Here is a 24,633-nt window from a genome sequence, read left to right as displayed (position 1 = left end):
AATCGCTCTCCAGTGAGATGTTGGCGTTCTAACTGAGTGCGACCAATGCTCAGGGCCGGTCGAAATCGGTGGCAATCGTGATCTCGCGCCAAGCGTCGATATCACTGCGAAAAGCCGCCAGCTTACGCTCGGCAATCGCGTGGGCGGCCGGGCCGAGCGGGAGATGCAGCGGGGCGTCATCCGCGTCAACCGCTTGCAGGATCACCGCGATCGCCTTGCGGGGATCACCCGCTTGATTGCCGTTGTTGGCGTCGCGATATTGCTTGCGCGACGTCGCGGCGTATTGCGGCATCGGTTTGGCCGCCATGCTGATCGAACGGCCAAGGAAGTCGGTACGAAACGGCCCGGGTTCGACGATCAGCACGCGAATGCCCAATGGCTCCAGCTCGCTGGCGAGCGCTTCTGAAATCCCTTCCACGGCGAACTTGGTGGCGTGATAATATCCGCCGCCGCCACGGCCCTCGATGCCGGCACTAGATGACATGTTGACGATTGTTCCGCCCGACCGTCGCAGGACGGGTAGAGCGGCTCTCGTAGTTTCGATCAGACCAAAGACGTTTACCTCGAACATCGGCCGATACTCCTCGGGCGTGCCTTCCTCGATCGCGCCGAACAATGCGTAGCCGGCATTGTTCACGAGCACGTCAAACCCGCCAAAGGTCTTGACCGCCTCTTCGACCGTTGCCTTGGCCGCGGACGCATCCGTCACGTCGAGTGGCAAGGTGATCATGCGGCCGCAAAAAGGCTTGGCCATTTCCTCAATCGTCCTAACGTTGCGCGCCGTCGCGATGACCCGGTCGCCGCGATGGGCAGCAGCCAGGGCGAGACGCTGGCCAAAGCCGCTTGAACAGCCCGTGATAAGCCACGTTTTCAGAACTTTTCTCCGATATTTTCAGACAAAGTATTCGCTGATCATGGTGTCCGACGCAGACCTGGAGAGATTAGCCGCCGACGCAATTGACGCGGCTTAGAGCAACTTCACAAGGCTGCGCTGCGGTCTGAGGGCGGTGACGATGTCCACGTCAGCCATGATCTGGGCAGTCTCCGGCGAATTGAGCGCCGCTTCCATGGCAACTGCATCGTGGAAGTTGACGACGCCAACCGCAATCAGCCCGGCGCCATCACCTTGCGGAAAGAACCCGCCGGCGCTGACCAGCCCGTAGGGTCCCCAACTGTCTCGCACGAGTGGGAAATGCACGTTGATCCAATGATCGCGGTCGAACGGCGTGTGTATATCGCCCGCATAGGTCACCAGCATCGTGATCATTTTTGAAATCCTCATATGCAAAAATCGGAGCGGGCCGCTGCGTGCTGCCGCGGCTCGGGCAATCTCTTCGCTTTAGTCCGGATAAGCATCCCTTGGGCCCACAGCCAGGTCATCCAAGCGGCCGCCCTGATTGGGCGGGTGAAATCCAGCTACGGAAGCACCTCCAAACAATGCCATCAATCTAGCCGTTTAGATTTGTTCTGGAACTGACATAACTGTACTATCCCCGTTCAATTTTGTGTGAGCGGTCGCGATGGAATGGAGTGACGTCAGAATATTTCTTGCCGTCGCGCGATCCGGCACGCTCGGCAGAGCCGCGCGGTCTCTGAAGACAAGCCATCCGACCGTCGGCAGGCGCCTTCGCGCCCTTGAGCAGGCGGTCGGTCACACGCTCTTTCAGCGCACGGCAGACGGTCTCGTTCTGACCGAAGAGGGCCATGGGATCATTGCGCTTGCTGAGCAGATGGAGGAAGGCGCCCTGGCCATGCAGCGCCGGCTCGCGGGGCAGGAGCAGGATCTCAAGGGCAGCTGCGTATCTCGTCGGCGGACTGGTTTGGAGCCTATGTTCTCCCGCCTATCCTGGCGGATTTCTCAAAATCCTACCCCAATGTCGACGTCGAGATCCTCACTGGTACGCGCCAATTCAGTCTTGCCCAACGAGAAGCCGACATCGCTTTTCGTATCGTTCCGTTCGACACTGCCGATGTCGTTCAGCGGCGGCTCTTCAGGCTCGAATATGGCGTCTACATCGCCGATGAGGCGGCTGATCCCAAATATGGCGATGGGACCGGTTTCCGACTGATCACCCATGACACGTCGACGGGCCATTTCCCTGACATTGCTTGGCTCATCGAGAGTTACCCCAATGCGAGACCGATGCTGCGATCAAACAACCGCAACGTCCAGGGACGCATGTGCAGGCAAGGTGTGGGCATCGCTGTCCTGCCCCGCGTGGTCGGCCAGCAGATTGCCGGTATCCGCAGGCTTGAAGTACCCACGCCGCCGCCAGCGCGAGATATTTGGTTGGGGTATCACCGGGACCTTCGGCGACTTAAGCGTCTTCGCGCCTTCATCCCGACGGTATCGGACCATCTCGTCAACGCGACCACATGATGCGCGGCCTGGGAATAACGGAAGCTTCCTGAAGAAATGCGAGGATCAGTGCTACCGCGATGGCGCGGATGGTATCGCCGTAAAGGCGGCGAGAGGGCGCACCCATATAGCGCCGGGTCTGGCCACCGCATATATCGGGCCGCGCCGCATGGAGATAGTGCGCGAGGAACGAAAAAAATCACGCACATTTCGTCGAGCTTTGCGGAACTCCGGGCGATATTGGATAGCGAGGTTTACGCCCGTCGCGCGAAACCGCATCGGTTTGCCGTAGTCGCTGACTGGCGCTTCATCGCGGCGCGAGCGCGTTGATCTGATGGCACGCGACTCAGCACATGCTGACTGATTGCGGGAAGACAAGTCCAGAAAGCGCTATCGCGGGAAAATTGTCGCCTTGACGAAACTGAGCTCGAATAGGAACATAAAGGGAACATACGAGTCGATGTTCCGATGCCCTCCACCTCGCCCCTTTCCGCCTCGCTGGCGGTCAGCCCCATTGCAAAGCTGCGCGAAGCGGTGGGGCAAACGCGCGCAACGTCGGCTCCGTGCCTGCCGTTTGATATTAATCTAATGGATGAAAAGCTGGCCGCCGGCGGCGTTGACGGTTCTGGTCTCCACGAGTTTGCTGCCAGGGCAGCAAGTCTTAGTGACGATGCCGCCGCCACGCTGTTTCTCGCCGGTATAGCGGCGCGGTTTGCGGCAGATCGCGATCAGACCGTCTGCTGGGCCATGACGACCTTGGATCTTTATGCGGTGGGACTGGAGCAGGTCGGGCTTGGACCAGATAAGCTGCTCTATGCGCAGGGCAGGATGGATGTGGATGTCCTTGCCATAGCAGAAGATGCGCTGCGCGATGGATCGCTCGCGTGCGTGATCGCGGAAGTAAAGACAGCGGATATGACTGCAACACGTCGGCTGCAGCTAGCAGCCTCGGACGGTCAGACCCCTATGCTGCTCTACCGTCGCCATCGGATGCGTGATCGCTGCCCCCTCGCCTCTCCATCCTCCGCCATGACGCGCTGGCGGATCGGCTGCGTGCCGTCCGAGCGGCTGCCCTGGCCGGGCGTTGGTCGCTCACGCTGGCAGGTTGAACTTGTGCGTCAACGTAACGGCGATCCTTTTTCCCTCGAACTGGAGGCGTGCGATGCCACGGGTCGCCTCGCTGTTCCTGCCCCATCTCGCGATCGAGCGGCTGCGCCGCGCCGAGCGGATGCGCGGGATGGCGCGATCAGCCGCGCCGCCTGACGCGGCCCGGAGACCGCGCTTGGCGCAAACCATCGACGATGATCCGGGCGCTTGCTCGGTGCCGCGCGGTGGCGGATGGCGGCCGGGCGCGCGGTGGGCGCGGGACGAGGTTGTCAGCGGTCGCCCAAATCAAACCGACATCGATGCCCTCCCCGCCCATCAAAGACCGACCATGCGCGAGATGGGACGGCGCAGCGAGCATGCCGAGCATCCGTTCAGGGCGATGCCTGCCGATGAAGTGGGCCGAGTGCCTTCCGTGCCTGCTCTTAGCTGGGCAACCCTTTGGGGACGCCCGACCGTGCTCGTTCTGCGTACGGGGCAGCGCGATGTCATAACTGCAGCCTGCCCCGTAGCGCTCGACCTTGGACTGCGGCCCGGTATGGTCGCGGCGCACGCCCGCGCGCTGGTGGCCGATCTTGAGGTCAAGGACGCCGATCCTAACGCAGATCGCGCGCTGCTTGATCGGCTGGCGCTTCATGCCGCTCGTCACTGGACGCCGACTGCAAGCGTGTCGGGCGAGGATGGTCTGTGGCTTGACCTCACCGGCACCACCCATCTTTTCGGCGGTGAAGAGCGTTTCTGTCGCCGTTTACTGGCGTTTCTCAAACGCCTCGGTCTGACGGCCCGTGTAGCAATCGCTGCCACGCCCGGTGCCGCCCATGCGCTGGCGCGGTTTGGCAATAGCGACATGGTGTTGCTGGAGGCGGGTCAGGAAGCGCAGGCGCTTGCCGATCTGCCGCTTTGCGCGCTGCGCCTTGAACCAGAGGCGCTGGTCTCGGCAAACCGTTTCGGCCTGGACCGCATCGCTGATCTCTATCCGATGCCGCGCGGACCACTTGCCCGGCGACTGGGTCTTAAGACTGTCGAGCGGCTGGATCAGGCGCGCGGTCTTCTCGCCGAGCCGATCGTCCCGGTCGTGCCGTCACAAGCGCCCGTCGTGACACGTCATCTGCTTGAGCCGATCGGAACGCCCGAAAGCATCACGCAGGTCATTTCCGATCTTGTCGACGATCTTGTGATCATGCTCCTCCAGCGCGGGATTGGCGCGCGCACGGCGTTGCTTATAGCGGTGCGGGTGGATGGCGTGCCGCAGCGCCTGACGGTCGGCGCGTCGCGCGCAACGCGGGATGCCAAGCACCTCAAACGCATGTTCGGCCTTAGGCTTGCGCAATTGGAACCCGGTCTCGGCATCGAGACGATGCATCTGGCCGTGCCCCATCACGAGCCGCTTGACGCTGAAGTCATCGGCGCGCTGCTGGAAACATCTCGCAAGGGACGCGATCTGGCCCCGCTGATCGATCAACTCAGCGCGCGTGCCGGAGAAACAGCGTTGTTTCGTCTGACCTCCCATGAAAGTGATGTGCCTGAACGAGCCGCCAGGCGCATCGCACCCCTTGCGACGCCCACGGGCTGGCCCCGATGGAAGCGCCCGGTTCGATTGCTGCGCCGGCCTGAACTTTTGTCCAATGTCGTTGCACTGATGCCCGATCATCCACCCCGCCGCTTCACCTGGCGACGGCAGAATTATCGTGTGGTAGCGGGCGATGGCCCCGAGCGCATTCATGGCGAGTGGTGGCGCACGGACCGCGAGCGATGGGCGACCCGCGACTATTTTCGTGTTGAAGCCCAGAGCGGCGAACGCTTCTGGCTGTTTCGACGGGGTGATGGTGTCGATCCTGACACCGGCGACTTGAGCTGGCATATGCATGGGCTGTTCGGATGAGCGCCGGCGTCATCCCTGCGACCACCTATGTCGAACTGCAGGTCACCAGCCACTTCTCTTTCCTGCGCGGCGCATCGTCACCCGAAGAGCTGTTCTCGGCGGCGGCACTTTTGGGGCATAGCGCCATGGGTCTGGCTGACCGCAATTCTGTAGCAGGCGTCGTGCGCGGCTGGGCAGGTCAGAAGGCGACTGGCGTCCGCATGATCCCGGGCAGCCGCGTCGATCTCACTGACGGGCGCGCATTGCTCCTCTACCCCCGAACCCGAGCGGCCTGGTCGCGGCTGACGCGATTGCTCTCGATCGGCAAGGCGCGCGGCGGCAAGGGATATTGCATCCTCGATTGGGCCGGTGTCGCGGGGCACGCGGAAGATATGATTGCCATCCTCATCCCCGACATGCCGGATGCCCTTTCTGAGGGCCGGATGCGTGACCTGCATGAAGCTTTCGGGGCGCGCGGCTTCTGCGCCTTGTCGCTGCGCCGCCGCCCCGATGATTTGGATCGGTTGCACCGGCTCGACGCGCTCGCTCATGCACATGGCGTACGCACAGTCGCGACCGGCGACATTCTCTATCACAGTAGGGAGCGCCGTCCCCTGCAGGACGTGATGAGCGCGATTCGCGAGCGCTGCACCATCGACGAACTGGGCTTCCGGCGCGAGCGCTTCATGGACCGGGATCTCAAATCCCCCGCTGAGATGGAACGCCGCTTTTGCGCTTTTCCCGACGCCATACAGGCAAGCGCTGACATTGCCGCGCAGTGCACATTCGACCTTGGCGAGATCCAGTATCAATATCCTTATGAGCAGTTGATGCAGGACCGCACCGCGCAGCAGGCACTGGCAGCGCTTACAGAGCAGGCGGCAGCCAGGAAATTCCCCCACGGCGTGCCCAAACGCTACCGCAAGCAGATCGACCATGAACTCAGGCTCATCGCCGAGCTCGATTATGCACCTTATTTTCTGACGGTGCATTCCATCGTTGCGGAAAGCCGGCGACGCGGCATTCTCTGCCAGGGACGCGGCTCGGCCGCCAACAGCTGCGTCTGCTATCTGCTAGGGGTCACCTCGATCGATCCCATCAGCCATGAACTGCTGTTCGAGCGCTTCGTCTCGGGCGAGCGGCGCGAGCCGCCCGACATCGATGTCGATTTCGAGCATGAGCGGCGCGAGGAAATCATCCAGTGGATTTATGACAGCTATGGCCGCGACCGTTCGGCGCTGACGGCCGTCGTCACCCGCTATCGCACCCGGGGCGCCGTTGCAGAAGTCGGCAAGGCGCTTGGCCTGCCCCGCGACCTTACCAAGATGCTGACCGGCCTTGTCTGGGGCTGGTCGATGGACGGTATCCCGCAAGAGCAGATCGAGAGCCTTAACTTGAACGCCAAGGATCATCGCCTCAAGCTCACCCTTGATCTTGCCCGCCAGCTGATCGGCACGCCCCGTCACCTTTCCCAGCATCCCGGCGGCTTTGTGCTGACGCAGGACCGGCTTGATGATCTCGTGCCGATCGAGCCGGCGCGCATGGAGGACCGGCAGATCATCGAATGGGACAAGGATGACATCGATGCCTTGAAGTTCATGAAGGTCGATGTGCTGGGTCTTGGCATGCTCGGCTGCATGAACCGCGCCTTTACCCTGCTCGAACAGGACAAAGGCATCAAAAAGACCATGGCCGACCTGCAGGACGATGATCCTTGCGTCTTCGGCATGATCCAGAAGGCCGATACGCTTGGCACCTTTCAGATCGAGAGTCGGGCCCAAATGTCGATGCTGCCGCGCATGAAGCCTCGCGAGTTCTATGATCTGGTCATTCAAGTCGCTATCGTTCGCCCGGGGCCCATCCAGGGCGACATGGTCCATCCCTATCTGCGCCGCCGCGAGGGCAAGGAGAAGCCCGAATATCCAAAGCCGGAGCTTCGCGCTGTTCTGGGAAAGACGCTGGGCGTCCCGCTCTTCCAGGAACAGGCGATGAAAGTCGCGATCGTGGGCGCGGGGTTCACGCCGGTGGAGGCCGACCAGCTTCGCCGCGCCATGGCGACGTTCAAGCTGACGGGGGGGTCAGCCACTTCTACGACAAGCTCGTCGGCGGGATGATCGCCAACGGCTATTCCAAGCAATTTGCCGAGCGCACCTTCAAGCAGATCGAGGGGTTCGGCAGCTACGGTTTTCCCGAAAGCCACGCCGCGTCCTTTGCCAAGATAGCCTATGCGTCCTGCTGGATGAAATATCATCATCCCGACGTCTTCTGCGCCGCCCTCCTCAACGCCCAGCCCATGGGCTTTTACGCGCCTGCGCAGATCGTGCGCGATGCGCGCAATCATGGCGTCGAGGTGCGCCCTGTTTCGATCAATCATAGCCATTGGGATTGTACACTGGAGCAGACATGCGGACGCTATCTGGCCGTGCGCCTGGGGTTCCGGAGCGTGCGTGGGTTAGCCAATGCCCATGGCGCCGTCATCGTCGCCGCACGGGGTCCGGGGCCCTATGACAGCGTTGAGGATGTCTGGCGGCGCGCCAGGGTGCCGCGCGCCGCGATCGAGCGGCTGGCCGAAGCTGACGCCTTCCATTGCCTCGCGCAGGACCGGCGGCAGGGGCTATGGAAGGTGAAGGGTCTCGGCGAAGCGCCCCTCCCCTTGTTTGCAGCGGCCGATGCCGGCGCCGGTCTCTTCTCGCCCGAAGTACAGGAACCCGATGTCGCGCTGACCCCGATAACCGCTGGCCGCGAGGTGGTGGAGGATTATCGCTCGACCCAGCTGTCGCTACGCGGCCATCCGCTGCAATTCCTGCGCTACGAGCTCGACGCAATGCGGATCGTGCGTTGCGCTGACCTTCCCTCCGTCCGCAATGGGCGCAATATCGAGGTGGCAGGTGTCATCCTCGTGCGCCAGCGGCCCGGCTCCGCCAAGGGCGTGCTGTTCGTCACGATCGAGGACGAGACCGGCGTCGCACATGGCATCCTCTGGCCAGACCGGTTCGAAATATATCGCCGCCAGGTGATGTCGGCGTCGATGATTGCCATGCGGGGTCGGCTGCAAAAGGAAGGCGAGGTGATCCACATTATCTGCGATCGCATCGTTGATCATGACGCGATGCTGCGCTCGGTCGGGCGGATGGACTTTGCTGTTACACCGGGCCGGGGCGATGGCGCCTCACATGGCGGTGGTCCAGATCCACGCGACCCAGCATTCCCCAGTGGCCGCACATTGTCCTCGCCGCCATTCGCGACGCGTGCCCCGCAGGATGAGCTTTTGCCCATCCGCAGCCATGACTTCCATTGACATGGCCGCAAGTCAGGCAGGCGCGATCACGCGTGCGCTCGATGTGCTGCGCGAGGCAGCAGCCATGAAGAGCCAGGCGCGTACGCGCGGGGTCGCGCTCGCCCTCTGGGTGCTGCGCGGTCATTGCCCGGACGAGTGGTTGGTCGCCTTCTGGGATGCGGCAGGCTCGGATCATGAGATTGGCCGCAGCCAGGGCATGCACGCCGCCTATAACGGGATCGTTCGCCAGGTGCGGACCCGGGGCGGCCTGTCGCAATCGACTGCCCCCCTGCAATCGTCAGCCAACAACCCTATATCCTCAGGAACGACATGAACCCGACTGTACCCTCCAACGCCACACGATGGCTTGAATGAGCGCGATGTTCGATCTGTTCGACACACCTGCCGTTTCCGGATTGGCTCTTCGGGAGGGCGTGCTGACCCAGGCTGAGGAAGCTGCGCTCATCGCGCATATCGACCATAGCGAGCTTACCCCCTTCCGCTTCCAGCAATGGACGGGAAAGCGCCTCACCTACTCCTATGGCTGGAACTACGACTTCGAACATGCCCGCTTCGCGCCTGCCAGGCCGATGCCGGACTGGCTCCTTGATGTGCGAGACCGTGCCGCTGGCATCGCAGGCCTTGCAGCAGACGATCTCGTCCAGGCGCTGCTGATCCGCTATGATCCGGGGGCGGGCATCGGCTGGCACAAAGACCGGCCGGTGTTTGAGCATGTCGTGGGCATCTCGCTTGGCAGTGAGGCTATCCTGCGCCTGCGGCGTCGGAATGCCGCCGGATTCGAGCGCGCCAAGGTCAGCCTGCCGCCACGCTCGATCTATCATCTTTCAGGCGAAGTGCGCCACGCCTGGGAACATAGCATCGCACCCATGGAGGTGCCGCGCTGGTCGATCACCTTCCGAAGCCTGTCAGGCAAGGGCCGCCTGGCGTGAGCAGCCGCTCCTACCCGATTACGCCTGACGGACGTTATTTCCTGGTGCGCGGGCGGCTCTGGCGCGCGACTAACCCGGCGCTGGAGCCAGAGGTACGCGAACATCTGGTGAAGGAGTTGATGGATGCGCGTCGTGCCGTAGGTTCAGCCAGGCGCAAAACCGATCATGCTGCCGAAGCAGCCGCGCATGAAGCGGTTGATCGCGCCAAGGTGGCGCTTGGCGAACGCGGCCCGGTCTGGTGGGACGATGGCGCGCCGGACCTCAACCGCCATATGGCTCGCACAGGCCCCTATGCGCAGTGGTATGCGAGCTTGCCCCGAGAATAGCACCAGACCTTTTGTCTTACGCCTGGTCTTTTAGACCAGGTCGACGACGCCCCCGCCTATGCCTCGGCCCTGATGTCGCTGACGGTGGCGACTAGTGCTCTGGCGGCAGCGCGCGCAGCATGATGCTCTCGGCAGTCTTTCGCGTCGGGTGATCGCTGCCACGCGCGCAGGCGATGACGCGCCAAAGCTACTGCGCGCAATAGCACGCTCAGCCACTTGCCATCCAAGGAAGGGGCGCTCGCCACAAGGTCATGCCCGTCGAACGCTTCGACCATGCGGGCCGCGACGAGATCGTGCGACATCCCCTCTTCGCACAGCCGCTCTCTGGCAATGGGATGGATCACCTCGGCCTTGCCTCGAAAACCCAGCCGACCTCGTTCGGATAGCTGGGCTCCCGCAAGGAGGAGGCTTCGAAGTCTAAAAACACGGGCAGGATGGCAAAACGCGTCGGCGCGCCTTTTCTCCGCGTTTGCCTCTCATTGGCAGGGAACGGCTTTGCCCATGCAACGCTTCTTCTTCGTAAACAGAGGAATGGATTATGCTCGAACATGTGCCCGCCTGGATGGGAAAGCTCTTCTCCAATTTTCGCGCAGGGCATGAGAAGCTGGCGATCATGAAGGCAGGGATCAGTGCGGATATGCCAATGATCGATCTCTCCAGCACGGCGTTCGCAGCTGGAGCCCGCCTGCCCGACCGCTTCACCGCTGACGGCGAAGGCATGTCTCCGCCGTTGCTATGGGCCAACCTGCCGGAAGGCACCTCAAGTCTTGCGCTGATTGTGGAAGATCCCGATGCTCCTGCTCCCAATCCGCTTGTTCACGCGCTGGTCCTGAACATGTCAGCAGATCAGAGCCACATCAAGGAAGGCGAAATAGCAAAGGACGGCACGCTTGCCCCCCTTGTGGGCCGCAACAGCTATGGAGCACGCGCATGGTTGCCGCCCGATCCACCCACAGGTCATGGCAATCATGATTATGTGTTTCAGCTCTTCGCGCTGAGCGCGGCTGTCGAAACAGCGGACGATCCGGGGCGCTCTGCCCTGATGGAGGCGATGACCGGCAAGGTGCTTGGCGCAGGCGTCCTGATCGGCACCTATGGGCGCAGCGAGGCTGCACCATCCGCGCCGGTTTCGACTTCTCTGGCACCCCAATGAGAGAATTATCGACTTCGCAACAAGAGGACAAGGTGCCGCTCGATAGCCTGATCTTTGGCTATGAACCGATGATGCCTTTTCTCGCCGCTGCGATCGGCGTCTGGCTGATGCCGCCGCCATGGCCAAACGTCGCGCGCGACATGGTTACCTTCTGGGGTGCCCTCATAATCGCATTCGTCGCAGGCGTTCGGCGCGGCTTTGGGTTCGGGGCTCCAGCGGCGCCAACTTCTGCGGCAATCGCAGCGATGCTGCTCTACTTCGTGCCAGCGGGCCTCGCGCTGCTTTTGCATTGGGCGGACCTGCCGGTCCTCGCATTGGCCGTTCTGATTGCGAGCTATGCCTTGGTTGCGATCTTAGACGCTCGCGCTGCGAAGGCTGGTAGCGCGCCCGCCCATTTCGCGCGAATAAGGCCTGCCCAGATGATGATTGCCGTCGTCGGGCTTGTCGCCGTTCTTGCGCATTCATGGACGTAGCCATCATGGCTATCTTCTTCACCGCCGACACCCACTTTGGTGATCACCGCACGATTAACATCCATAAGCGCCCGTTCTCCTTCGTCGCGCAAATGGATGCGCATATCTCGAAGCGCTGGAACGAGGTGGTCGGTCCCGACGATATCGTCTGGCACCTTGGCGATATCGCACATGGCGCGGCGCAGTTAAAGCAAGTCCACGACCTGAACGGTATCAAGCATCTCGTGCGCGGCAACAACGATCCCGCCATCGTCGCTAACGCGGACTTCTGGGCGAGCGTTACCGATTACGCCGAAATTAAAGTTGATGATCGCAGTCTTATCCTATGTCACTATCCCTTTCGGTCCTGGAGCGACCAGTATCGGGGATCGATCACTCTGCACGGCCACAGCCATGGCAGCTAAAGCCCATGCCCCGCCAGTTCGATGTCGGCGTGGATGCACGTGACTACGCCCCTGTTCGAGTGGACAAGCTGCTATAACTACAGTCCGACGGACTTCAACGAGCCCCCCCCTCACACATCCCTAGGGTTCATGACGCCTGCCGAATTTGCTTCATCGGCCGGGGTTAAGCGCGCCGATGAAGCGCCGGAGCTCTCGTTCTGGCCGGCGGCAGAACTGGGACAGGCTCATCAAGGAGCGAGACTCTACCTCTCAATTGTGACAACAAGGGGAGCACGTCACCTTTCTTCATTTTCTGGTGCTCAGCGGGATCGGTAGGAACCATTCCAGCATGGAGGCGCGGCGTTACCGCGAGTGTGAAAGCCAAATCGGCATGAATCAGCGATGGTCTGGTTAGCTCTGCGAGACCTGAACGCATGCCTGACCATTCACGGTCACCTCGACAGGCGGGAGAAACGCAATGCTTGGGTCAACAACTCAAAAAAATTTCGCTCCCGTCATTATTTCGTGGAAACAATAATCGCCAGGATGGTTAGGCCTTTGCAAGTCTCCATGGCTTGCATGCGACCCGACTGGCCCTGCATCATTTGATGCAGGGTTTTTCGACCCTCTCGGTTAACTTCAGGCGGCCTGCAGTGGGTGGTCGTCTGAAGTTAACTCGGCGCGTATCTGCTACCGCAACATATCAGGCTGAAAACGTGAAATATGAGGGAACGCGGTTGAAGGCCCTAACAAGATCCCCCCGAGAAGACGGGTAGCGTTGTTCCCCATGGGGACGAAGGGCAAGTCGATCTCGCTTAGAGTCCGGAACCTCAGCCCAGCTAAAGTTCGCGAAATAGACTGAGACGCCTTTCTCTCGATGACCCGATTTAGCGGCTGCCTTGCGCCGACCGCGGAGAGAAGCGAATGATCCATGGGAACGATCATGTGATCGAGGATGCTTGACCTATATGGCCCAATCAAAGAAGGCTCTTAGTTGTTTTCCGGTAGCCGCTTGTATGATCGACACGATAGCTAGTCGGAGGACATGTTTTCGCGCATTCCAACTCGACTCCTTGCAGCAGTGGCAAGCTACTGCCAGCGTGGAAACTAAAGCCAAATTGAATTTTTTAGGATCAGACTTCGATAGGTGCTGATCAGAATTTGTACGGCTTCTTGTTCACTCCTTTTGAGGTCAGAAGAGACCATAGATTCCGGTGACTGAAGCGCCGATTACGTAGCACCGGATTTTGCAGTCAAACCGGAGCATTCTGGTTGCAACTGCCTGAGGTTTCCTGCGTTTGCGGACATATCAAAGGAGATGATTTATGGGTTTCATCCGAACGCTCGTCGCCGCTGCAGCCGGGTTTGCTATATATAGGCATTTTACCCGGGACCGTAGCAAGACTCCCGCTTCACCACCTTATCCTAGCGTGCGTGATGCAGGGCCTGAAAATATGGCCACGCCGCCACGGGCATGGACTAAAGAGGACGAAACAAGCGACGAAAGCTTCCCGGCCAGCGATCCGCCCTCGACATATTAAGACACACTCATGTCCGATGCGATGCCGAAGCTAACAAGTTGGCCTTTTGCCGTTCGGGCGAACCATTATGGCTTGTAGCGGAGTTGCTCATAGGGTCCGTATAACCAAGGGCGCGATACCAGCCTCGCCTGCTTGGTGTGATGCAGTCGAAGGCGCACAAAACGTTGAGCTGCGGAGCTTGAGCCTATTCGGCGAGAACTACTGGGCTCTCATGCCGCATCTACGCCTCGCGCAAGGCCGTCGCCTGCGGCGTATCGCCGGCTCCCTTCATATTAGTGAAGAACCCTCGGGAGAGGGGTGCCTCAATGTCAACGCCTATTTGCGCTCGTCTCATCCCAATTTTGGCGCCAAAGTTCGTCCAGCATAACCTGCTACTCAGCGGCGAGGTTATCAGGATCAATGATCGGGGATTGAAGAGCTACGATGTCGTCGTCAGAGATGACGCAGCCGCATCTGGATTACGCGGACAAGTTTTGCATCAGGCATTTTATCAGATTTAGAACAAAACCGATCGTAAAATTGGATATCTAGGTCAGCTGAATATTCTTCCAATCCAGTGTGCGAGTGGGCCCGGTCAATTGACGGGTTAGGTCATTCCATCTGTGAAAACTGCTTCATACATCGTTGGATACGCGACCACTACCCGCCTTTGATTAGTCCATCTTACTTTCTGCAATGAGGCCGATACCCAAAAATTCTATGCAGCCCGGGTGAGACATATATATCGCGCTGCGACGGTCTTGTCGAAACCGCGCCAAAGGGTTCAACGGCGCAAGCTGGCGCGGCTTGCCATCGACTCTTCGGAATGTGAGCGCGCGCCGCATGACAACGGCTTTGCAAACGGCCGCCCGGATTCATGATTGATGGCGTTGCATAGCGGGCATCGAGGCATCATAGACGTGCTGATGAATGACAATGAAAAATCGCTCATTGCCCGCGCAATCGCCCGGGCTCCGCAATGGGTTCGTAATGATCTCGCCGCGAAGGATAATGCCGTGCGCCTCCGCGCCGAAGAGACGCTCACGGCCATGATCATCAATATATGGGAGAAAGGAACAGGCGAAACCGTCGAAGGTTGAACGCTCCGTGCTCTCGATCGGAAAGCGGTTTTTTCTGAATGTCGCTACTTTTAGCTTTTGCTTTAGCATCCTCTATCGGATCCGAGCCGCCAGGCCGCGCACCGGAAAAGGACGTTGTTGTCCAATGCGCCATGGGTCGCAGCTTTCGCTTCACGCAGACCAGGGACGCGGCATTGATTGACTATGAGGGCCGCCGAATAATTCTGGCTCGCCGGGAATTGCCGGTCGGGACTTATTTTCGCAGCAAGGATGGTGCGCTCATTATCGACGGCAAATTTGTCGCTTTTGTGCCGCGAGGCGACGAGACATGGCGTGATTGCCGCTTGATGCCCTGATCGGTCGTCCCCTCGCCGCTTCCGACCAAGCTATGAGAGCCATGCAACAAGCCTCCTACGCCAGTTAATTTCGGATCTGAGTGCAGGAGGCTCGCTCATTCAATCATAACAGGATCATAACGTATGTGCCTGTTGATTAAGCAGTAGGTTGGCAATCGGTCGTGTTGACGGCAGACAACTCCCGATATGGTGATGTCTTGCACCGCCTTCTGCACCTCTTTCATATGGTCGCGCCTTCCTGTCACATCGACGAAGTGCCGGGCGGCAGTTTGACGTCAATGTCGCGATCCGTATCCCCCTCATCGTCTGGCGGCGAACCTGCTCCTTGAGAATGCGGCTTGAAATGTGGACCGCCCCCGCCACCCCCGCTTTCCTCATCAAAATCTTCGTGGCCCACCGCCGTACCTCCGGCTCCAGAACCGCTGCCGGAAACTGCGCCTGAAAACGCTTGAGCTCGTTGACCCCGATCAATTTCGGGCTCTTCATTGAATGGTGAAGGGCTGGGCTTTGTATCGCTCGCATTCCCCTTTTCCTCATGTGCCAGCGGAAAAGTCAACTCGCTGTTGTCTTTGGTCATGGCTATTATCCCAGTCGTCCATTATCGCACAAATCCACCGAACTCATCTGCACAGGTGGGGGCTTTCAGGAACGGTCGTTCTTGCGAGTTATGTTAGTTCGCAAACGGGGTTCGAGCACGAGCGGCGTTATGCCCGCCGTTCCTGTAGAGGACATTACGAATGATATCACCACTTATGCCGGCATCTGTCACCGTCACTAGCACTCGACCGTCTTTAAGCCCATCATTATAATAGGCTACATCCTCTTTCTCTACGCCGTGCTTGGTGAGAACTTCGTTCAGACTTCCGCCGATCGCGCCCAGCATAGCCCCGATCCCGACGGCTTCGGGTACCGCCGATGCAGCAATGGCGCCGGCAGCCGCAAGAGGGCCGACGCCAGGGATTGCTAGTGCAGCGACACCCAGGCCAGCACCCAGTGCACCGCCGCCCAAGATACCACGAACCAGATTGCGATGATGCTCATCTGTAATCTCGCCATCACCAGAACGGGTCGTGGTAGTGCCGCCGTGGTGGGCGATCACCGAAAGGTCGGTATCTACCACCCCCAGAGCGCGCAAATCGGCGACCGCTCGTTCAGCCTCCGAATAAGTGTCAAATAGCGCGGAAGCTTGAACCATTTCATCGATCCTCCTTTTATGTGGCCGTGTCGATTCGTAGCCAATGGTGTCAGCGCTGTAGTGTTCCGCTGAGAGTTTGGGTTGCCTCCCATATCATGCGTCATATAGTAGCCACCGGCTCCTTGCCGGCGGCAGCAGTGCGAGCTAATCGTGAACGGATATATGCCCTGGATCCGAATCTTGGTGCAGTCTTGCATTTCGCGCACTTCCATCATGATCCCACGAAGCGCTTTTGGAAGTGTGTAGGGCAAACATTCGCACCGCCCGCACGGCGGTCCATGACACCGCCAGTTCAGCGGGCCTTCCCCTTTTGCTCTCCCTTCATTCCTGGGGTCACAAACAGTCTGATCGCACCCAAAGGCTCACGGATCCAGCGTGGGAAGCAACCTCCACATTACCCTCTTCGTCAGCAAAAACCTCACCTTCGATATGCCCCAGAAAGTCGCGGAAGGCCGCTCCTGCATGCTCCCTCCCCAGGCTCACCCTTTTTTCAAAAGTGATACCGTTTGAAAGAACAAGGATCACGCCAGGATGATCATTGGTTCCGTGACGCACTACCGCAATACAATGAGGATCGTCGAACAAATCGGTCTGGCTACCGTGAGCGAAACGGCGACGCGCTTCGATCAATCTAGGCAGGCAGGCTACCGGCGCTATCTCGATATGATGTTCATTGCCATCACCGCCATTATCCACGTAGGAGGCACCATAAAGGTCCGGATGGAATATGCACGGAATGCCCTGCTCCCGGATGAGGATAAGGGCATAGGCCAGCGGCTTGAACCAATCTGCCACAGGGGCCTCAAGCGCCTGTAAAGGCTGGGTGTCGTGATTGCCGACCAAGGTCACCGCGTGACCAGGGGAATGAGCGACCAGGGTCTCGTCAAATAACGTGCGTAGGTCGAAACCATCCCCGGCGAGAGAAGCGTCATGGAAGCGATGGCACAGGGCGACGTCAAAAAGCATGAGCTGCTTGTCGACCTGGTCTAGATAGCGTTGCAGACTTGCCTTGTCAGGATGCCAATATTCAGCGACAACAAACAGATCCTGTTTGATTGTTTCACGCATATGGCCGACCCAATCACGGAAGAACCAAGCGGGTATATGCTTGGCAGCATCCAGGCGAAATCCGTCGCAAGCGACCTGATCTGCAAGCCATCGCCCCCAAAATTTTAATTCCTCGTACACTGCGTGATTTCGAAACTCGACATCGGCACCCATGAGATAGTCGTAGTTGCCAAGTTCATCATCGACCTCATCGTGCCATTCACCCTCCCCATATTCATTGACTATGCGGAACACGCCATCTTCTTCCGGTTCCTCAATATGATCGATTCCGGTGAAGCAGCGGGCATCCCAAACGAAACGCGAATATTGGCCGCCCCGTCCGGGGAATGAGAATCTTGTCCACGCCTTAGCGTTGATGATCTGGTCATCTAATTGCGTGCGATCGTCCGGATTGGCGCGGCGCACGGATACAGGCTCGGTCTCGTCAGCTCCGATCTTATGATTGAAGACAACATCATGGATGACGCGCAACCCTACATCGCGTAAAGCCGTGGTAGCGCGCTCCAGCGCGGCTCGATCTCCATATTTGGTTGCGATACTACCCTTCTGATCGAACTCGCCCAGATCAAAGAGGTCATAACTGTCATAGCCTACCGACAGACCGCCAGATGCCCCTTTACATGCAGGAGGCAACCAGACGTCAGAGATCCCCAGATCCGCCAAGCGCTGGGCTTCTTGGGCTACATCATTCCATAATCCCCCTCCGGTTGGATAATACCAGTGGAAGAATTGAAGCAGCGTTCGTTGCGCCATGTCGGTTCCTCAAGAGGGTCAAGCTGCAGTTAAACAACCAGAGCGGCACACAGTTGCGGCAATTGCAAAACCTTCTCCCCTCTGGCTGCCCCGGCCTGGTGCCATCATGTTGCCTGTCAGAACAGTCCGCGGCTTGATCATCGGATCACAGGAGCCGCGCGCTCCTCTCGATCTGCCGTGAAAGGTCATACTGAGCGAAGTTAGTCTGGCGCTGCTTTACTGGAACAATGGTGACCTTAACGCGTCTCCCTGACGCAGCTTGCGCCAAGCTGGCTGGGTTTTTGGAGAGTGGGATGTCAGACTGCCGCATACTAGAATGGCTATCGTCGAACACCGAGAATTTCTGGCTTTGGCATAATGCACATCGGGAAAGCGCCATCAGCGTCGAGCGCTATCTGCTGCATCGAGAACATATCCATGAGCCGATCGCCTTTATCGACGCGGATATGCGCTTGGGCGCCGTGCAGTCGAACAGCTTATGGGAAATGAGCATCCGACATTTTGACGGTTCCCAGTCCCATATCGGCGCCCCGACATTCGAGCTTTGCCTCAAGGCTGCGCGTGAGATGCTTCTGCCAGCCTTTCCGGATACCGTTGCCGCCTGAACGTGATCGGCAATCCGCTCCGCCCCGCGACTTGTTCGAACCCAACCAACGAGATATAGATAAAGCAGATTTGTTCAGGGCGCGCGTCTTGCACTCGGTTCACGCCGCGCGACTTACCACCTGATAGTTTCGCCCGCGACGGCGCGTGACTGCCTGCAAGTGCATTCTATCGCAGGGCGCTAGGCAGATGCAAAGTGCGCTTGCCTGACCTTCAACATTGTTTGTTGGCCTGCGTTACGCCTCGTAAGGCATGCCTGAATATAAGGGTGCATCCAATCCGGCTGACCGCGAGTAGTCTTCCTGAATGGCGAGGAACAATTCGATATTGGACCCAGCAATTTCGGGTTGATCATGCCCAAATGAGAGAAGCTGTAGATGTCGTGGGTTCTGATCTTGCATCCGTCGCGGCGCGTCTTAATAAATAAATGCCTTTCAAAAAGATGTAGACGTTACGAATGACAAGCAAATATGGGCCGAAGCTCTCGTGATATAAAATCAGTGGGGCAGTTACGCCAATGACCATATCGCGGAGCGCGTGACAGCACTAGCGTTGCTAGGCGACATGCAAGGGGTGGACGGATATATTTCTATTGGCAACCTGTTGGACCAATTGGCATTTTCGTCAGGTTCTACCATACATTGAGGCGCCTATAAAGAACCCGCCTTTTGACCATTCGGGGAGGGCGGGTGAAGTGAGGGCGCGAAATCGTAACGATGCGAGGCACCCTCGAGCCGACGACTGTCCTTCGAACGCTGTCGGGTCCTTCACATTGGCCGCGTCGCCCGCAATGTTTGCAAACTCGCTCATTTAACCGGCCATATCCGCGCGGGCGACCGAGACGAGTACGAACCCGGGTGGCCTGGCCCATTCGATCTGTCTGTCGTCACCTCTTTCCTGCAAAGCCACCGCATCAAAAGCACTGCTGCGACCTAGACCCAACCAACAGTCTAAGCCCGGGCACTAGGCAGTTCTCAAAGCGCGGCATCAAGGATTGATTGCGGCAACTGGCGACTACCTTCCGCCATCAAGCGGCTATGGCATGAACGTCCGCTTGTTCGCGAGCTGCCATTCCTCGCTTGTAAAGTGCCCCGCCCGTGAAGGCTTCCGGCAAGGGCGAAGCGGTTAAAAAAACGCGTCGCGGACATCTTCTATCCTCTTATCGCCAGCGCCCGGAGTTCACAGGCCTGCATAACTGGTGGCCTGGTTCTTGAGAAACGGAAGGCTTCGGGTCGGGTTTCCGGTCAGAGCCAACACCGCGTTGGCGACCGCCGGCGCAATCGGTGCAACGCCGGGCCCGCCCATGCCGGTCGGTTTGTTTGTAGACGGCATGATATGCTTCTCGACGTGCGGCATCTCGTTCATTCCCACGACCGGATAGCTGTCGAAATTGCGTTCCTGGACAATCCCGTCTTTGAGTGTGACCGCGCCGAACAACGCGGCAAAAGGGTCAAAGCCGATCCCGCCTTCCATCTGCGCCGCGATCCGATCGGGCGCGACGGCGAGCCCGCAGTCGACCACGGCGGCGACGCGGTGCACCAAGGGGCGTTCACCCTCCAGACCGCCCCCGCAACCTGACCGACAAGGGTTCCGAACGCTTCATGAATGGCCATGCCGCGGGCCCAACGCGGCTCGATTGGGGCGCCCCAGCCGGCCTGGTCGAGCACCGCCAGCCGGCGTTTATCTCCGGCCCTGCGATACAGAGCGCGGCGATAGTCGGCCGGATCGCGTCCGGCCCGGCGCGCGAGCTGGTCGATGCCATGCTCCATCACCATCGCCGTGTGCGACTGACCGACCGATCACCAGAAGGTGACCGGCACTGGGAAGGACGGCGTGTGGATCTTGCCGTCGACGGTGGTGGCGGTCGAGAAATAGGGCGAACTGGTGATACCTTCCGTGACCGTGAAATTGGGCCAGGCCGGCATAAGCCCCTGACACACGCTGTGAAACCGCCAGCGCGCGGGAAAGCCGTCGGACCCCAGCAGAACTGAGACGCAGTGATGCGCCATCGGCTGGTAGCCACCTCGGCCATCGGCAGAACGCTTTCGGACAAGGATGCGCCGGACGGACTTTCGCGCCCTTGCCGACCAAGCCGAGTGTTCCGATCTGGATTAAACTTGTCAGCTTTCGCAGGAACCGGCCGATCATACTGGTTGTAAAAGATGGTCGGCCACGGGCAGCTGCGGTGATTAGGATACGCTAGTTTGCTCTTAGAGTTACACTTGGTGGAAGGGTTTCAGATGGTTGCGATCAGATTGAAGGAGACATATCGCGTCCACTTACCCGCTGTGGCATTAGGAGCATCCTCAAGGAAGCGTTCCTTTGCGAGGACCAAGCCGTCGAACTCAAACTGCAGTCGTTTGGGCACGAGCCAGTACCGCACGCGCCCCTCCAGTTGGTGGCCGGCGAAATGGCCTGACCGCCCGGAAGCGTCACGGACGCCGGTAGACGAAAAGCTGTCCTGGCGGGCAGCAAGCCACATGGGCCGGTAGGCGGCGAACCAGTCGAGACGCTTGCTAGGCTTTGCCTCGAGGCGGATGCCAACCGTTTCAATGTTGGTACGCGCAAGGGCGTTGTACAGGCCTGCTGGTGCGAGATCTGCGCGACGCATACCGAAGAGGGTATCAAAGCGGCCAAACTTCCCGCCAGGCTTGTCCCCGCTCGCTCGGTCATATTCGACAGACAAACGTGGCGTCCAGGCGCCGGGGAAAGTGTAGCCCACGTCGGCATGGATAAAGCTGGCAGCCACGCTCTGGCGCTGGGCGGACGCAGCTGTTGACGTGCTCACCGACCCGGTCTGATAAAATGCTTCGATTTCATAGTCGAATTGCGAAGACTTAGGCTCTAGGATCACGCGGCCGCCGAAGGTATCGAGCGAACGGTCACGGGTCGGCCGGCCTGGGGCATCGCGCTCTCCCAGATGAAAATAGGTAAGTTCGAGGGTCGCGGGGCCAACGGTCTTCGCACGGCTAAGTTGACCGCCCCAAAGCACGAGGTCGAAGCTTTCCCGATCGAGCTTCACTTTGGCCGAACGAATTTCGTCTAACCTGTCTGGCAGCCGAACCTGCGGCAACGTGTAGATGAAGGTGCCCTTCCACCCACCAGGCGCGGCGAAATCGGCCTTCACGCCAGTATAGCCGTTAGTCGTATTGCGGTAATCGTCGGCGGCAACCAGCCGCCGCGACCCAAGGTTAAGCATCATTCGTCCGGCGGTGACGGTGATTTTCGAACCAATGCCTAGTGGATCCTGGAAGGTTCCCGCGACATAGGCCTGAACCGGCTCGAATGCGTTCACCTTGTTCGTCGATACAGGCGTACCAACCCGGTCACCCCAGACCCGGCTGTCATAAAGTTCGACAGCGACCTCGATGTCGGCCTTACGATATCGAGCCAGCACATTGGTACGCAAGTTCAACAAATCATCCTGTCTGTTGAAGCCCACCCGCGGCTGCCCGTCGATAGCTTCATAGCGCAGACGCATCGCCCCGGAAATCGACAGTCCTTCTTGAACCTCCTGCCCTCGGGCCGGTGCCGCAGTTGCTGAACAGGCAGCCGCCATGCCCATCACGTACCCCGAGAGCCATCCCACCGTCCCACGTCTCATTAGATATACCTATTCCATCACCTGGACCATTGAGATATGCTTCTATCATGATTCGAGCAACACCTCATTCCGAGTGGATCGCGCTGCTTCACCAGCTGCCCACGAAGCCGCCATATCTGCGGGTGAAAATCTGGCGCCGACTTCAGGGGATCGGCGCCGTGGCGATCAAGAATGCCGTTCATGTTCTGCCCAAGACGCCGGAACATGAATCGACCTTTCTGGAACTGCTGAACGAGATCGTCACAAATGGGGGTGAGGCAATCCTGATCGACCTTCGTCTTCTGGCCGGTATGACGGATGGGGACGTACAAGCCTTGTTCGATGGCGCCCGGGACACTGATTACGACGAGATCACGCAGAGCGCCCGCCGCCTGCTGGAGACGGGGCCTGCAAGCGGTAGCGAGATCGCGCGCCTTCAGAACCGGATGGGCGAGGTCACAGCGCTTGACTACTTCGGAGCACCGGGCCGCCGCGATGCTGAAACGGCTCTCGAACAACTCGATCGTCAGCGCTACGAGCACCCTGACGTCAGCCGCTCCCAACCGCTGGCCGAGCAACCTCTCGACCTCACATCCAAAGTCTGGGTGACGCGCAGCGGCGTCCATGTCGACCGAATAGCCTGCGCCTGGCTCATTCGCCGGTTCGTGGATCCCGAGGCGACCTTCAAGTTCGTGGACGCTCGCAGCTATCTGCCGGGCCCCGGCGAGCTTCGCTTCGACATGGCCGAGGCGGAGTTCACTCACGAGGAGGACCGCTGCAGCTTCGAGACGATCGTGCTGCGCGCCGGTCTCACAGGTGACCCCGCTCTGGTCGCCATCGGCGAGATCATTCACGATCTCGACATCGCCGATGGCAAGTTCAACCGCCCGGAGACGCCTGGCCTGGGCGCTATACTTTCCGGTGTGTGCGCGTCGTCAGATGACGATCTTCAGCGCATCGCTCAAGCCAGCGAGGCCCTCAATCAGTTCCATACATTCTTCAGCGCGAGGAATCCTGCACAATGAATAGCGCCGTCAGCACACCCGCTGAGTTACCGTCGCAACGCACCGGCGATCATGGCATCCCGTTTGCCGAGGCGGTGAGAGTTTGGGCGCGCATCGCCGCCCTGAGCTTCGGCGGACCCGCTGGTCAGATCGCCGTGATGCACCGTATCCTGGTGGAAGAGAAGAAGTGGATCGGAGAAGAGCGTTTCCTCCATCCCCTCAACTACTGCATGCTCCTTCCAGGACCCGAGGCACAGCAGCTTGCCGCCTACATAGGTTGGCTGCTCCATAAGACCAAGGGCGGTCTGGTGGCTGGAGCCCTTTTCGTCCTGCCCGGCTTCCTTGCGATCCTGAGCCTCAGCTACGTATACGTGCTCCTGGGGCAGACACCGCTCATCGAGGGGTTGTTCTTCGGCTTGAAGGCGGCTGTTCTCGCCGTGGTCCTTCAAGCTGTGGTGCGCGTTGGATCGCGAGCACTCAAGAACAACGTTCTGCGAGGCACCGCCGCCGCTGCTTTCGTTGCCATCTTCTTCCTGGATGCGCCATTCCCGCTGATTGTCTTACTGGCCGGAATCGGCGGTTACCTGGGGGGACGCGCGGGTCTACCCGCCTTCAAGGGTGGCGGCGGCCACGGATCGGTAGGCGGCAACATCGTCCACGATGCGGATACCGCGCTTGGCGAGGGCCTGCCCGCGCATGCCCGGCCCGACCTGGCCTGGTCGCTGAAGATCTCAGGAGCTCTTCTCGTCCTGTGGCTCGCACCCGTTTTAGCGCTCCTCTTATTTGCCGGGCCGGATAATGTGTTCACGCAGATCGCCACCTTCTTCAGCCAGATGGCTGTTGTGACCTTCGGGGGCGCTTACGCCGTTCTCGCCTATGTCGCGCAGGAGGCTGTAGGGACCTACGGATGGCTGCAACCTGGCGAGATGCTGAATGGCCTCGGCCTTGCCGAGACAACGCCGGGGCCGCTGATCATGGTTACCCAGTTCGTCGGCTTCCTCGCCGCCTTTCGCGAGGCGACAGGATTATCTCCGATCTTCGCGGCAACACTCGGAGCGATCCTCACCACCTGGGTGACCTTTGTGCCTTGTTTCCTGTGGATCTTCGCTGGGGCGCCATTCGTCGAACGACTGCGCGGCAATCGCGCACTGTCCTCGGCGTTGACGGCCATCACGGCAGCGGTCGTGGGCGTCATTTTGAATCTCGCTGTCTGGTTTGCGATACACACGCTTTTCACACGCACCCGCACGGTCGATTTTATCGGCGGGGGGTTCGACGTTCCGGTGGTCACCTCGCTAAATGTTGCATCGCTTGTGCTCGCCTTGGGAGCAGCGATCACCGTCTTCAGGTTTAAGATCGGCATGATCTCCGTTCTCCTAGCCTGCGCTCTCCTGGGCGCAGCCTATGTCCTGATCGTGTGAGACGTGCATCATGACTAAACTTTCGAAGCGCGGCACATTACGAGCCCGGGAACAGGAGGAGTTGCCCTGGCCATTACCAACCCGACGCAGGCGCAGTAGACTAGCACAGCGCCGGCAGCCGCCTTCTTTGCAGATCATCAGCCCAAACCGCTGAAGAACCGGAAG

At 59.6% G+C, this 24,633-nt stretch carries 24 protein-coding genes and 2 pseudogenes; 17 read left to right on the top strand and 9 right to left on the bottom strand.

Going from position 1 to position 24,633, the window contains the following annotated elements; genetic code table 11:
- Positions 1-49: 49 nt before the first annotated feature.
- On the bottom strand, positions 50-859 hold the full coding sequence (locus JQK15_RS21160; protein WP_353047247.1) for an oxidoreductase: 810 nt from the start codon (positions 857-859) through the stop codon (positions 50-52).
- A 108-nt stretch (positions 860-967) separates the two neighbouring features.
- Complete coding sequence (locus JQK15_RS21155; protein ID WP_214867591.1) at positions 968-1,267, bottom strand: EthD family reductase; 300 nt, start codon at positions 1,265-1,267, stop codon at positions 968-970.
- Between the two features lie 253 nt (positions 1,268-1,520).
- Here JQK15_RS21155 and JQK15_RS27025 point away from each other — a divergent pair.
- The 8 genes and pseudogenes from JQK15_RS27025 to JQK15_RS21120 all read left to right on the top strand — a co-directional run.
- Positions 1,521-1,646: pseudogene (locus tag JQK15_RS27025) on the top strand (LysR family transcriptional regulator); the annotation flags it as partial.
- 149 nt (positions 1,647-1,795) lie between these two features.
- Positions 1,796-2,380, top strand: a complete 585-nt coding sequence (locus JQK15_RS21150; RefSeq protein WP_251007938.1) for a substrate-binding domain-containing protein — start codon at positions 1,796-1,798, stop codon at positions 2,378-2,380.
- 447 nt (positions 2,381-2,827) lie between these two features.
- Positions 2,828-3,622, top strand: coding sequence for an ImuA family protein (locus tag JQK15_RS21145; protein ID WP_214867588.1), 795 nt, complete (start codon positions 2,828-2,830; stop codon positions 3,620-3,622).
- 172 nt (positions 3,623-3,794) lie between these two features.
- A complete protein-coding gene (locus JQK15_RS21140; protein ID WP_251007933.1) occupies positions 3,795-5,345 on the top strand; it encodes a DUF6504 family protein in 1,551 nt (516 codons plus the stop codon).
- Positions 5,342-8,622, top strand: a pseudogene (locus tag JQK15_RS21135) (error-prone DNA polymerase). The gene JQK15_RS21140 and the pseudogene JQK15_RS21135 overlap by 4 nt, the downstream one beginning before the upstream one ends.
- 1 nt (position 8,623) lies before the next feature.
- Positions 8,624-8,935, top strand: a complete 312-nt coding sequence (locus JQK15_RS21130; protein ID WP_214867584.1) for a hypothetical protein — start codon at positions 8,624-8,626, stop codon at positions 8,933-8,935.
- Positions 8,936-8,972: 37 nt separating this feature from the next.
- On the top strand, positions 8,973-9,551 hold the full coding sequence (locus tag JQK15_RS21125) for an alpha-ketoglutarate-dependent dioxygenase AlkB (RefSeq protein ID WP_214867582.1): 579 nt from the start codon (positions 8,973-8,975) through the stop codon (positions 9,549-9,551).
- The gene (locus JQK15_RS21120) at positions 9,548-9,877 is read left to right on the top strand and encodes a hypothetical protein (RefSeq protein WP_270093945.1); all 330 of its coding nucleotides are present in this window, start codon (positions 9,548-9,550) and stop codon (positions 9,875-9,877) included. The genes JQK15_RS21125 and JQK15_RS21120 overlap by 4 nt, the downstream gene beginning before the upstream one ends.
- A 56-nt stretch (positions 9,878-9,933) precedes the next feature.
- Here JQK15_RS21120 and JQK15_RS21115 read toward each other — a convergent pair whose 3' ends face one another.
- Entirely contained in the window at positions 9,934-10,221 is a 288-nt protein-coding gene (locus tag JQK15_RS21115) for a hypothetical protein (protein WP_251007932.1), read from the bottom strand.
- Positions 10,222-10,415: 194 nt separating this feature from the next.
- Between JQK15_RS21115 and JQK15_RS21110 the strand changes: the two genes are divergently transcribed.
- The 5 genes from JQK15_RS21110 (at position 10,416) to JQK15_RS21090 (ending at position 14,841) form a co-directional block, all read left to right on the top strand.
- Positions 10,416-11,030, top strand: coding sequence for a YbhB/YbcL family Raf kinase inhibitor-like protein (locus tag JQK15_RS21110; protein ID WP_214867580.1), 615 nt, complete (start codon positions 10,416-10,418; stop codon positions 11,028-11,030).
- Positions 11,027-11,503 carry a DUF3429 domain-containing protein gene (locus tag JQK15_RS21105; RefSeq protein WP_214867578.1) on the top strand — a complete coding sequence of 159 codons (477 nt, stop codon included), beginning with the start codon at positions 11,027-11,029 and terminating at the stop codon, positions 11,501-11,503. The genes JQK15_RS21110 and JQK15_RS21105 overlap by 4 nt, the downstream gene beginning before the upstream one ends.
- Before the next feature lie 5 nt (positions 11,504-11,508).
- Positions 11,509-11,907, top strand: coding sequence for a metallophosphoesterase family protein (locus JQK15_RS21100; protein ID WP_251007931.1), 399 nt, complete (start codon positions 11,509-11,511; stop codon positions 11,905-11,907).
- A 2,383-nt stretch (positions 11,908-14,290) separates the two neighbouring features.
- Complete coding sequence (locus JQK15_RS21095; protein WP_214867738.1) at positions 14,291-14,506, top strand: DUF6771 family protein; 216 nt, start codon at positions 14,291-14,293, stop codon at positions 14,504-14,506.
- A gap of 38 nt (positions 14,507-14,544) precedes the next feature.
- Positions 14,545-14,841: a hypothetical protein gene (locus JQK15_RS21090; RefSeq protein WP_214867576.1), complete on the top strand. Its 297-nt coding sequence runs from the start codon at positions 14,545-14,547 to the stop codon at positions 14,839-14,841.
- 241 nt (positions 14,842-15,082) lie between these two features.
- Here JQK15_RS21090 and JQK15_RS21085 read toward each other — a convergent pair whose 3' ends face one another.
- The 3 genes from JQK15_RS21085 to amyA form a co-directional block, all read right to left on the bottom strand.
- A complete protein-coding gene (locus JQK15_RS21085) occupies positions 15,083-15,418 on the bottom strand; it encodes a hypothetical protein (RefSeq protein ID WP_214867574.1) in 336 nt (111 codons plus the stop codon).
- A 93-nt stretch (positions 15,419-15,511) separates the two neighbouring features.
- Positions 15,512-16,036 carry a hypothetical protein gene (locus JQK15_RS21080; protein WP_214867572.1) on the bottom strand — a complete coding sequence of 175 codons (525 nt, stop codon included), beginning with the start codon at positions 16,034-16,036 and terminating at the stop codon, positions 15,512-15,514.
- A gap of 333 nt (positions 16,037-16,369) precedes the next feature.
- Positions 16,370-17,857 carry an alpha-amylase gene (amyA, locus tag JQK15_RS21075; protein ID WP_214867570.1) on the bottom strand — a complete coding sequence of 496 codons (1,488 nt, stop codon included), beginning with the start codon at positions 17,855-17,857 and terminating at the stop codon, positions 16,370-16,372.
- A 293-nt stretch (positions 17,858-18,150) separates the two neighbouring features.
- Here amyA and JQK15_RS21070 point away from each other — a divergent pair, with 293 nt between their 5' ends.
- Positions 18,151-18,462 (top strand): hypothetical protein, encoded by a 312-nt coding sequence (locus JQK15_RS21070; RefSeq protein ID WP_214867567.1) that lies wholly within the window; start codon positions 18,151-18,153, stop codon positions 18,460-18,462.
- A 194-nt stretch (positions 18,463-18,656) separates the two neighbouring features.
- On the top strand, positions 18,657-18,887 hold the full coding sequence (locus tag JQK15_RS27525; RefSeq protein WP_214867565.1) for a DUF3606 domain-containing protein: 231 nt from the start codon (positions 18,657-18,659) through the stop codon (positions 18,885-18,887).
- 752 nt (positions 18,888-19,639) lie between these two features.
- On the opposite strand, the gene JQK15_RS21060 is transcribed toward JQK15_RS27525, so the two are convergent.
- From JQK15_RS21060 to JQK15_RS21055, 3 genes are all read right to left on the bottom strand, one after another.
- A complete protein-coding gene (locus JQK15_RS21060) occupies positions 19,640-20,002 on the bottom strand; it encodes a hypothetical protein (protein WP_214867562.1) in 363 nt (120 codons plus the stop codon).
- 257 nt (positions 20,003-20,259) lie between these two features.
- Positions 20,260-20,385, bottom strand: coding sequence for a hypothetical protein (locus JQK15_RS27320; protein WP_285236590.1), 126 nt, complete (start codon positions 20,383-20,385; stop codon positions 20,260-20,262).
- 311 nt (positions 20,386-20,696) lie between these two features.
- The gene (locus tag JQK15_RS21055; RefSeq protein WP_214867561.1) at positions 20,697-22,025 is read right to left on the bottom strand and encodes an alginate export family protein; all 1,329 of its coding nucleotides are present in this window, start codon (positions 22,023-22,025) and stop codon (positions 20,697-20,699) included.
- A gap of 86 nt (positions 22,026-22,111) precedes the next feature.
- Here JQK15_RS21055 and JQK15_RS21050 point away from each other — a divergent pair, with 86 nt between their 5' ends.
- Positions 22,112-23,068, top strand: a complete 957-nt coding sequence (locus tag JQK15_RS21050) for a chromate resistance protein ChrB domain-containing protein (RefSeq protein ID WP_214867559.1) — start codon at positions 22,112-22,114, stop codon at positions 23,066-23,068.
- Complete coding sequence (gene chrA, locus JQK15_RS21045; protein ID WP_214867557.1) at positions 23,065-24,468, top strand: chromate efflux transporter; 1,404 nt, start codon at positions 23,065-23,067, stop codon at positions 24,466-24,468. Before JQK15_RS21050 ends, chrA begins: the two co-directional genes overlap by 4 nt.
- Positions 24,469-24,633: the final 165 nt, after the last annotated feature.

Source organism: Sphingobium sp. BHU LFT2, assembly GCF_018604485.1.
Lineage (GTDB): Bacteria > Pseudomonadota > Alphaproteobacteria > Sphingomonadales > Sphingomonadaceae > Sphingobium > Sphingobium yanoikuyae_A.
This window is presented reverse-complemented; position numbering and strand designations above follow the sequence as displayed.